Source organism: Brachybacterium sp. HMSC06H03, assembly GCF_001807385.1.
GTDB classification, from domain to species: Bacteria; Actinomycetota; Actinomycetes; order Actinomycetales; family Dermabacteraceae; genus Brachybacterium; species Brachybacterium conglomeratum.
Window position 1 is genome coordinate 6057 of the sequence record NZ_KV788832.1, and the last position, 9790, is coordinate 15846.

At 73.0% G+C, this 9790-nt stretch carries 7 protein-coding genes; 4 read left to right on the forward strand and 3 right to left on the reverse strand.

Annotated features, from left to right (window positions below):
• Positions 1–231 precede the first annotated feature (231 nt).
• Together HMPREF3159_RS10265 and pseI are read left to right on the forward strand one after the other, a co-directional pair.
• Positions 232–2430 carry a glycosyltransferase family protein gene (locus tag HMPREF3159_RS10265; RefSeq protein WP_070500941.1) on the forward strand — a complete coding sequence of 733 codons (2199 nt, stop codon included), beginning with the start codon at positions 232–234 and terminating at the stop codon, positions 2428–2430.
• Positions 2431–2468: 38 nt separating this feature from the next.
• The gene (gene pseI / locus HMPREF3159_RS10270; RefSeq protein ID WP_070500942.1) at positions 2469–3542 is read left to right on the forward strand and encodes a pseudaminic acid synthase; all 1074 of its coding nucleotides are present in this window, start codon (positions 2469–2471) and stop codon (positions 3540–3542) included.
• On the opposite strand, the gene HMPREF3159_RS10275 is transcribed toward pseI, so the two are convergent.
• Together HMPREF3159_RS10275 and HMPREF3159_RS10280 are read right to left on the reverse strand one after the other, a co-directional pair.
• Positions 3523–5022: a bifunctional UDP-2,4-diacetamido-2,4,6-trideoxy-beta-L-altropyranose hydrolase/GNAT family N-acetyltransferase gene (locus HMPREF3159_RS10275; protein WP_070500943.1), complete on the reverse strand. Its 1500-nt coding sequence runs from the start codon at positions 5020–5022 to the stop codon at positions 3523–3525. The genes pseI and HMPREF3159_RS10275 overlap by 20 nt on opposite strands.
• A complete protein-coding gene (locus HMPREF3159_RS10280) occupies positions 5019–5756 on the reverse strand; it encodes a cytidylyltransferase domain-containing protein (protein WP_371441707.1) in 738 nt (245 codons plus the stop codon). Before HMPREF3159_RS10280 ends, HMPREF3159_RS10275 begins: the two co-directional genes overlap by 4 nt.
• Before the next feature lie 71 nt (positions 5757–5827).
• Here HMPREF3159_RS10280 and pseB point away from each other — a divergent pair, with 71 nt between their 5' ends.
• Positions 5828–6817 carry a UDP-N-acetylglucosamine 4,6-dehydratase (inverting) gene (gene pseB / locus HMPREF3159_RS10285; RefSeq protein WP_070500945.1) on the forward strand — a complete coding sequence of 330 codons (990 nt, stop codon included), beginning with the start codon at positions 5828–5830 and terminating at the stop codon, positions 6815–6817.
• Between the two features lies 1 nt (position 6818).
• Entirely contained in the window at positions 6819–7946 is a 1128-nt protein-coding gene (gene pseC, locus HMPREF3159_RS10290) for a UDP-4-amino-4,6-dideoxy-N-acetyl-beta-L-altrosamine transaminase (RefSeq protein WP_070500946.1), read from the forward strand.
• A gap of 145 nt (positions 7947–8091) precedes the next feature.
• Here the strand turns inward: pseC and HMPREF3159_RS10295 are convergent.
• Positions 8092–9790 (reverse strand): DUF6541 family protein (locus HMPREF3159_RS10295; RefSeq protein ID WP_070500947.1); only part of this gene is annotated, 1699 nt, incomplete at its 5' end.

The following is a 9790-nucleotide window of genomic DNA, read 5'->3' on the forward strand; positions in this document are numbered from 1 at the left end:
GGGCCTGTTCCGCCTCGCGACCTCGCCGCACGACCTCGTCCCCTACGAGGTCCCTGCCAGCCGGCACGACATCTTCGGGACCGCCTGAGGGGCGGCTCCGGCCGGGGGTCCGTCGCTGCCCGCGGACCCACGGCCGGGACTCCGATCTCGCAGGTGACACGCGGATCACCCGGATAGGATCAGGCTCAGTGACGAGCCGATCGGTGCTCGACCCGAACCCCAGATGGTGCCGTGTTCCGCAAGCTCACCCGTGTCGTGAGACCGCTGCTCGATCTCTCGGAGCGCCGCGCGCTCGTCGCGGCGAACGACCCGGGGACCGACCCGGGCATCGTCCTGACCGGGGCTCGCCATCTCGCACGGATGAGGAACTTCCGTTCCGCTGCTGCGCTGCTGGACGGGATCGACACGGACGGGCTGGACCTGCTGGACGAGTGCTTCGTCGGCGTCACCCTGCTCAGCGGCCAGGAGGGGCTGCGCGCCGACCAGCTCCTGGCCCCGCATCTCGGCTCCCTCGCCGATCGGGACCTCACCCCGGCCCAGCGCGTGAGGCTCGCCGAGTGGATCCAGCTCTCGGGGCTCCCCGCCGCCGAGAAGGTGGCGGCGCTCCGCACGCTGCGCACCTCCGAGGGCGGCTCACGCGCCCCCGGCGCCACCCTCCGGGACCTGCGCTTCCGCGAGTTCCGCCTCCGCACGGCCGCATTCGAGAAGATCGACGTGAGGGACTTCTTCGCCGGCGGGGACGAGGACCCCTTCCGCTGGAAGGACAACCTGCGCTACGTCCACGACCTCGTCACCCACGGGCACGCGGACACCGCCCGCACCCTTCTCGAGCGGCAGCTGTCCGAGCACGGGCTGCGCGACCGCGCAGTCGCCGAGGCCGCGCTGCGCTTCGACTCGGGCGCCCTCGTCCCGGACCTCGGCGCCGTCCCCGCCGAGCACCGCGGCATGCCGGGCGTGCTCGCCCTCGCCCACGACCTGCGGGGGCAGAGTCCCTCGCACCAGGACTTCTACGAAGCGTGCCTCGAGGCGACGACCTCCCGCTTCGACGCCATGGACGTGCACACCCGCGACTCCCTCCTGCGCGTGCTCACCGTGAAGGACCTCCTGCCCGAGCTCGACGCCCTGGTCCCCACCCTCCGCGGCGTGCCGGAGACGATGCTCGGCGCCCGCTGCGGCCGCGGGCTGATCGCGATGGAGCGGGGCGAGCACCGAGACGCCGCGGACCTGCTCCACTCCGTCCTCGTCGAGGACCCGACCTACACCGTCGCGGCGACCGGGCTCCGGCTCGTCTACGCCCGCCTGGACGGCGACCGCACCGTCATCGACCTCCGGAACGAGATCGGCTACGGCAGCGCCAGCGCCGGCCGTGCCGGGATCCGCCGCGGCGACCGCGACCAGGGGACCACCCTCATGCTCACGGGCCAGTACCTGAAGGCCTGGAGCGTGCGCCGCACCGCGCCGCCGTGGCGGATCCTCGAGCGCGACCTCGGGGAGAAGTTCCTGAACGCCGCGCCGCTGCCCGAGGATCCCGGCTCCTCCCTCTTCCTCATCACCGACGACGGCGTGGGCGACGAGATCCGCGGCGCGCAGCACCTCGGCGAGCTCGCCACGCGCTACCGGGTCACCGCCACCTGCGACCCGCGGCTGCGGACCCTGCTCGAGCGGAGCTTCCCCACGATCGAGTTCGTCGACGTCGCCCGTCGGATCCGCGGCCACCTGAACCCCGTCTACGACGGCCGGTACAGCGACTTCATCCTCGCCAGCCACCTGCCCGCCCACTGCGACCCCTACGTCGAGGCCGCCGACCACGTCACCTACGGCCAGAACCTCACCTTCAACCGCTTCGCCGGCGTGCTCCCGCGCCAGGACACCGGCGCCTATCTCGTCCCGGATCCCGCCCGGGCCGTGCCGCGCGCCGAGGGGAGGCTCAAGGTGGGCCTGGTCTGGAGGAGTCACTTCTCCGGCGGCACCCGGCGGATGATGTACATCGGCCTCGAGCAGCTCACCCCGCTGCTGGACGTGGACGGGGTCGAGTTCTGGTCGATCCAGCACGCGACCGACGACGGGGAGAGGGCGTCTCTGGAGGAGCACGGGATCCGGCAGATCCAGGACGTCGACCTCTTCGACGACCTCGAGGGGCTCGCGGCGCACGTCGCCTCCATGGACCTCGTGATCGGCATCAGCACGGTCCCGATGGAGCTCGCCGCCGCCGTCGGCACCCCGACCTGGCTGCTGGGCTTCTCGCCCGAGAACTACCTCTACCGCACCGGGGGCGGGATCACCTCCGTCGACCAGCTCTCGCGCAACTCGACGATCATCGCCCCGCCCTGGATCGACTTCACCGCCCCCTACCAGGAGTGCGTCGACCTCGTCCTCGCGGAGTGCCGGACCAGGCTGGAGCGTCTCGTCCGCAGCACCCTGCACAGCTGACGGGCGGGCGCCGCCACCTGCTCCGGTACGATCGGCGCATGTCCTTCAGCCAGAACGGTACCCCCAAGTCACTGCAGATCGGCGACCTCCAGGTCGGCGAGGCCCATGCCCCCTTCGTCGCCGCGGAGATGTCCGGCAACCACAACGGCGACCTCGGCCGCGCCCTCGCGATCGTCGACGCGATCGCGGAGACCGGCGCCCCGGCGATCAAGCTCCAGACCTACACAGCGGACACGATCACCATCGACGCCGACGGCCCCGCCTTCCGCATCACCGACAGCCACGGCCTGTGGGGCGGACGGAACCTCTACAGCCTCTACCAGGAGGCGCACACCCCGTGGGAGTGGCACGAGGCGATCTTCGCCCGCGCCCGCGAGCACGGCATGATCCCGTTCTCCAGCCCCTTCGACGACACCGCCGTCGACCTCCTGGAGGACCTCGGCGCCGAGGTCTACAAGATCGCCTCGCTCGAGATCGGCGACATCCCGCTGCTGCGCAAGGTGGCCCGCACCGGCAAGCCGGTGATCCTCTCCACCGGCGCCGCCGACGCCGGCGACGTGGACCTCGCCGTCAAGACCCTCCGCGCCGAGGGCAACGAGCAGATCGCGGTGCTCGGCTGCACCTCCTCCTACCCGGCGACCGCCGAGGCGTCGAACCTGCGCACCATCCCGGTGCTCGCCGACACCTGGAAGGTCGTCGGCGGTCTCTCCGACCACACCAAGGGCATCGGTGTGAGCGTCGCGGCCGTCGCCTTCGGCGCCGCGATCCTCGAGAAGCACGTCACGCTGCGCCGCGCCGACGGCGGCGTCGACTCCGACTTCTCCCTCGAGCCCGAGGAGCTGAAGGCCCTGGTCGACGAGTCCTACGCCGCCTGGCTCGCGCTCGGCGAGGTGCACGTCGGCCCGACGACGTCCGAGGCCGAGTCCCAGCGCCTGCGCCGCTCGCTGTTCGTGGTGAAGGACGTGCGCGCCGGCGAGGAGATCACCGCGGAGAACGTCCGCTCGATCCGTCCCGCGGGCGGGCTCGAGCCGCGCCATCTCGACGTGGTCCTCGGCCGGACCTTCGCGAAGGACGTCAAGCGCGGGACGCCGCTCAGCTGGGATCTCGTCTGACCAGCACGTCGAACTCGCCGTCGTCGCGATCCGGATCGAGCACGTAGCCGGCCCCGGCGAACAGCCGCTGGGACGGCAGGTTGTCGGGAAGGATCGCGGCGACGACGACGGCGCCGGGGTGACGCGCCCCGAAGGCCGCCTCGCCGGCGGCGAGCACCGGACGGGAGAGCCCGTGGCCGCGCGCCTCGGGGGCGAGGGTGATGGACACCTCCCACTCCTCGCCCGCCGACGCGCCCTCCAGCGCGTCGAAGCGCACGGTGCCGACGGGCGCGCCGCCCCGCTCGACGACGTACAGCTCGCGGGACGGGTTCTCCAGCGTCCGCGCGTACCAGGTGGAGTGGGACTGCCACGGCACCGGGGCGGAGTCGCGGGAGACCTTCCGGGTCTCCGGGTCGTTGCGCCAGCGCAGCAGCAGGGGCGAGTCCGACGGGGTCGCGGGCCGCGCCGCGACCGGCGTCTCCGCCGTCCCGATCCGGTGCGCGAGCGCCGCGTCCCAGGCGGCGACGATCCGCTCCGCGCCGTGGCCGTCGACCTTCTCCCGGCCCACCGGGGTCCAGCTGCGCATCGCGCGCAGGTCCGCGATCGCCCGCTCCACCTCCGCGGTCGCCGCGGGGCGGTCGGCGCGCACCTGCTCGAGGGTGCCGAGCCCGCGGGCGATCCGTTCGGCGAGGGCGGCCTCGTAGCCGGCGCGCTGGTTCTCCACCACCGCGACCAGCAGGCTCGGCACCCCGATGCAGGCCAGCTCCCAGGCGGTGGTGCCCGCGGCGCTGACCACGAGGTCCGCCGCGCTCGCCCGCTCGAGGAAGGCGGGGGAGGGGGCGAGCAGCTCGACGTCCTCCCCGGCCTCGGTCCGGACCGCGTCCCAGCCGTGCTCGGGCGCGATGACGCTCACGTGCGCGACGCCCTCTGCCGCGGCGCAGACGGCGGCGAGGGTCCCGGCGGCGCCGGTCGCGTCGGTGCCGCCCATGACGATCAGAACCCGGGCACCGCGGCTGACGTCGTGGTCCGCCTCGACCCGCTTCTCCCGCGCGGCGCGCACCTCGGCGCGCATCGGGGCGTAGGCGATGCCGAGGAGCACCTCGCCGCTGCCGTCCTCGGGGCGGCCGACCCGCTCGGCGCGGATCGTGGAGTCGACGACGACGTCGGCGGGACGGCGGCCGAAGGCGCCGTCCTCCATCGAGGACAGCAGCGCGCCGCCGGCGCGCACCTGGTCCCGGGCGTCGGCCCCGATCGTGTAGTCGTCGACGTGGACGACGCTCGCTCCCTGCTCGGCGGCGAGGATCCCGAGGTCCTCGGGCGCCGCGGTCACCTCGAGACCGGACTCGTCCAGCAGGTGCCGGGCGAGCGGCGCCTCGATCGAGCCGGCGACCACCACGGTGTGCCCGGCGGCGCGGGCGGCGTCGGCGACGGAGAGTGCCCGCACCAGGTGGCCGATGCCTCCCGACGGGGTCGCATCGCACCGGATCGCGACGTGGGTCATCCGTCGGCCAGCTTCTTCTGGCGCACGCCCGCGTTGATCCGGGTGATGTCGGGACGCGAGCGCAGCAGGTCCACCACCTCGTGCCACGCCGGGGCGCGATCCCCGAGTTCGGCGACGACGGCGTCGAGCATCTCGCCGTCCTCGACGGTGTCCAGGGTCACCCGCAGGTCGTTCGCGGCCGGCTGGACGACCAGGCCCATGGTGCGGAAGTAGCGCTTGGAGTCGTAGAGATAGGAGGTGACGTGCGTGCGGTGGAAGCTCTCGGCCTCCGCATCGGCCGTCAGCAGCGCGTCCCGCGAGGCGAGCTCGACGTCCAGGCCGCGCGGCAGCGTGCGCACCAGCGTGGTCGCGGTGTAGTCCAGCGAGGGATCGGCCTTCCACAGCCCCACCACGGCGGAGATCAGGGAGGGGTCCGCCAGCGGGCAGTCCGCGGTCAGGCGCACCACCGCATCGGCCCCGGTCTCCTCCAGGGCGAGCACGAAGCGGGACAGGACGTCGTCCTCGCTGCCGCGGACCACCTGCACGCCCAGCTCCTCGCCGAGCTCGGCGACGGCGTCGTCCCCGGGGGCGGTGGACGTCGCCACCACCACGTCCTCGATGCCCGAGGCGGCGCGGGCGGCCCGCACCATCCACCCCAGGACCGGTCGGCCGCGGAGCGGCCGGAGCACCTTCCCGGGGAGGCGGGAGGAGCCTGTACGAGCTTGGATCACTGCGACGGTTCGTGTATCGGTCACCGTGCCATAATGGCACGCGCGTCCCGGGTCGCCCGGGTGCCGCCCCAACCCCGTCGACGAAAGAGATCTGCATGTCGCTCCTCAACGGTGCCTCCATCCTCATCACCGGTGGGACCGGCTCCTTCGGCAAGGCCTTCCTGCGTGAAGTGCTCGACAACCACAACCCGCGACGGGTCGTCGTCTTCTCGCGGGACGAGCTGAAGCAGTACGAGGTCCGCAACCAGTTCGGCAACGACCCCCGCCTGCGCTGGTTCCTCGGCGACATCCGCGACGAGCGCCGCCTCGCTCGTGCGCTGAAGGACGTGGACTACGTCGTCCACGCCGCCGCGCTCAAGCAGGTCGACACCGCGGAGTACAACCCCTTCGAGTTCGTCAAGACCAACATCCTCGGCAGCCAGAACGTCATCGAGGCGTCCATCGACGCCGGCGTGAAGAAGGTCGTGGCCCTGTCCACCGACAAGGCCTCCAGCCCGATCAACCTCTACGGCGCCACCAAGCTCACCGCCGACAAGCTCTTCATCACGGGCAACCACTACGCCGCCAGCTACGACACCCGCTTCGCCGTGGTGCGCTACGGCAACGTGATGGGCTCGCGCGGCTCGGTCATCCCCTTCTTCCGTCGCCTCGGCGAGGAGGGCAAGCCGCTGCCGATCACGGACATGACCTGCACCCGCTTCTTCATCACCCTGCCGCAGGCCGTGCAGATGGTCATCGACACCTTCGAGCTCATGCAGGGCGGCGAGCTGCTCGTGCCGCGCATCCCCTCCATGAAGGTCACCGACCTGGCCCAGGCCGTCGTGCCCGGCGCCGAGATGGTCGACGTGGGCCTGCGTCCCGGCGAGAAGCTCCACGAGGAGATGATCAGCCCCGAGGAGGGCCGCCGCGCGGTCATCATCGAGGACGGCAAGTACTTCATCATCCAGCCCGACCTCGCGACCTGGGGCTACAAGGCCCCCGAGGGCGCCGTGCCGGTCGAGCCCGGGTTCTTCTTCCGCTCGGACTCCAACGACCAGTGGTACACCCAGCAGGAGATCGCGGACATCATCGAGGGAGGGATCTGAGGTGCTGCCGTACGGACGTCAGTCCATCGAGTCCGACGACATCGCCGCCGTCGAGGCGGCGCTGCGCAGCGACTGGCTGACCACGGGCCCCGAGGTCGACCGGTTCGAGGCGGCGATCGCGGAGCGCGCGGGCGTGGAGCACGCGGTCTCGGTCACCTCCGGCACCGCGGCGCTGCACGTCGCCTACGCCGCCGCCGGCATCGAGCCCGGTGACGAGGTCGTCACGACCCCGCTGACCTTCGTCGCGACCGCCGCGGGCGCCGCCCTGCACGGTGCGAAGATCGTGTTCGCGGACGTCGACCCGGCCACCGGCAACCTGGACCCCGCCGCCGTCGAGGCCGCGGTCACCGAGCGGACCAAGGTCATCGCGGGCGTCGACTACGCCGGCGTGCCGGTCGACGGCACGGCCCTGCGCGAGATCGCCTCCCGGCAGGGCGCGCTGTTCCTCGAGGATGCCGCGCACTCCATCGGCTCCACCCAGGACGGTGCCCCGGTGGGCTCCCTCGCCGACCTCACGACCTACTCGTTCTTCCCCACGAAGAACCTCACCACCGCGGAGGGCGGTGCGGTCGTGACGGCCGACGCGGACCTCGCCGCCCGCGCCCGGGCGTTCAAGAACCACGGCCTGGTGCGCGACAAGGCGGTGCAGCGCTATCCCGACGAGGGCCCCTGGCACCAGGAGGTCCACAGCTTCGGGCTGAACTACCGCCTGCCGGACGTGCTCTGCGCGCTCGGCACCAGCCAGCTCGCGCGCCTCGATGCGTTCGTGGCCCGCCGCGCCGAGGTGAAGAAGGCCTATGACGAGGCGCTCGGCGACCTCGAGGGCGTCGACATCCCGGGCGTGCCCGAGGGGGCGGCGCCCGCCTGGCACCTCTACCCGCTGCGCGTCCCCGCCGAGCGGCGCCGCGCCATCTTCGAGGCCATGCGCGAGCAGGGCATCGGGGTGCAGGTCAACTACATCCCCGCCTACTGGCACCCGGTCTTCGAGGACCTCGGCTACCAGCGCGGGATGTGCCCCGTGGCGGAGGACTACTACCGCCGCGAGATCTCGTTGCCGATGTTCCCTGGCCTGACCGACCAGGACGTCGAGCGCGTCATCGAGGTGACCCGGAAGGCCGTCGCCGGCTGACCCCACGGAGGCCCGGCAGATGCGGAGGGGGCGCCACGGCTGCGAGCCGTGGCGCCCTCTCGCCGTCCGTGCGGGGGAGGGGGAGCGGCGGCGGCAGGCCCCCTGCAGGGGGCGGCGCTCCGCCGGGATCAGCGACCGGGCGGGGTCACAGCGTCGGATCGCACTCGATCCGGATCAGCCTCGAGTGGTCCGTCTCGAACAGGACGGTGCCGAGGGGCTCCCCGCCCTGCTCGATCGCGCTGAAGGCGGGGTCGTACTGGTAGGGCTGCCGCTCCTGGTAGATGTAGCCGATCCCCGCCTCCGTGAGGGTCCGGCAGCGCCAGGTCCACCGGTCGGCGTAGGGGACCGCCGCGATCGCGGCGCGGTCCTGGTCGGTCAGCGCCGTGCCTGCGACGGGCAGATGGACGTTCAGTCCGTACAGCGAGTACATGTGCGCCGCGCCCGAGTACGGGCTGGCCAGGATCGACCTGTCCGGGTCCAGCTCCGGGGCGATGCGGGCGAAGGCCTCGAGCTCGTCGGCCTGGAGGAAGCGGCCCCGCCCGGGATACTCCGCCGCGAGGTTCTTCTCGGCGTTGTCCAGCCGCGGGGGGACCGAGCCGAGGGCCGCGAGGGTCGCGAGCACGACCAGCACCGCGACCACGGCGCGGCCGCGGACGGTCGGCCCGCCCAGCGGCAGGGAGCGCCGGAGCAGGCGCGCCCAGGCCTGCAGCCCCGGCACCACCAGCAGCGCGGACAGCATCGCGAGCGGGATCGCGATCCGGTCCTGGCCGCGGAAGAAGAGGACCGAGAGGTTCAGCGGCGAGTCGACCGCGGCGTCGAGGTACATCACGGCGACCACGATCCAGGCCACGGGCAGCCAGCGCAGCGGGCCGCGCAGCGTGGAGACCAGGCCCGGCCACCACAGCACCGCGATCACCGTCCCCAGCGCCATCGGCCACACCGTCAGCAGGCCGAGGCCCACCTCCCCCAGCGCCGACCACCACGGCACCTGCAGACCGCCGGAGAAGCCCGTCACCCGGTCGCCCAGCGGCGTGCAGGTCAGCACCGCGACGGGCAGCAGCGCGAGGACCGGCACGGCGAGGAGGCGCCGGCGGGTGTGCCGCAGGGGAAGCCCCGTCACGATCGTCAGCACCGCGATCAGGATCAGCGCCATCACCCCGACGTTCGGCTGCATGAGCGTGAGGCCGATCCCGGAGAGCCCCACCACCCCGAGCGCCGCCCCGGCCGCAGGCCACACCGGGGCCGCGTCGGCGGAGCCGTCGGGCGCGTCGCGCACGGCGGGGGAGGGCGCCGGCTGCAGGACGGAGACCGAGGCGTTCTCGTCGAGGCCCGCCCGGGCCCGCACCGGGCCGGTCAGGGCGTGCCAGAGCGCGACAGCGCCCGCGAGCGCCCCGGTCAGGGCGGCGAAGCCGGTGAGGTTCGGGACGGGGGAGAGATGGATCCACAGATTCAGCGGACTGGCGGGGATCACCGCGGCGACCAGCGCGACGGCGGGCGGTGCCCACTGCACCTGCGGGAACAGTGTCCGGGCCAGCAGCGCGAGGCCCACCACCCACGGCGCCACCGCGAGCGCGAGCACGGAGCCGTTCAGCACGATCGGGATGTCGACGCCGGACACCAGCGCGGCCAGGTCGTGGAAGGCCGCGGGATAGGAGGACGGGGCCCGGGTGCTGCTGGTCACCGCGTTCAGGGTGAGGCTCGAGCCGTCGCCGGTCTCGCGGATGTGGGTCAGCGCGGTGAGGTGGTAGAGCGTGTCGTAGCGCTCCAGCACGGCGCCGGCGCCGCCGGCCTGCCGCGCGATCGGGACCACCGCGACCGCGAGCCCCGCGACGAGCGCGCCGGCC

What these genes read in the sequence shown, in the direction of transcription:
- pseI (WP_070500942.1), top strand. Translation starts at nt 2,469, where the DNA reads ATGTCCTTCAGCCAGAACGGTACCCCCAAGTCACTGCAGATCGGCGAC.
- HMPREF3159_RS10275 (WP_070500943.1), bottom strand. Translation starts at nt 5,022, where the DNA reads ATGACCCACGTCGCGATCCGGTGCGATGCGACCCCGTCGGGAGGCATC.
- pseB (WP_070500945.1), top strand. Translation starts at nt 5,828, where the DNA reads ATGTCGCTCCTCAACGGTGCCTCCATCCTCATCACCGGTGGGACCGGC.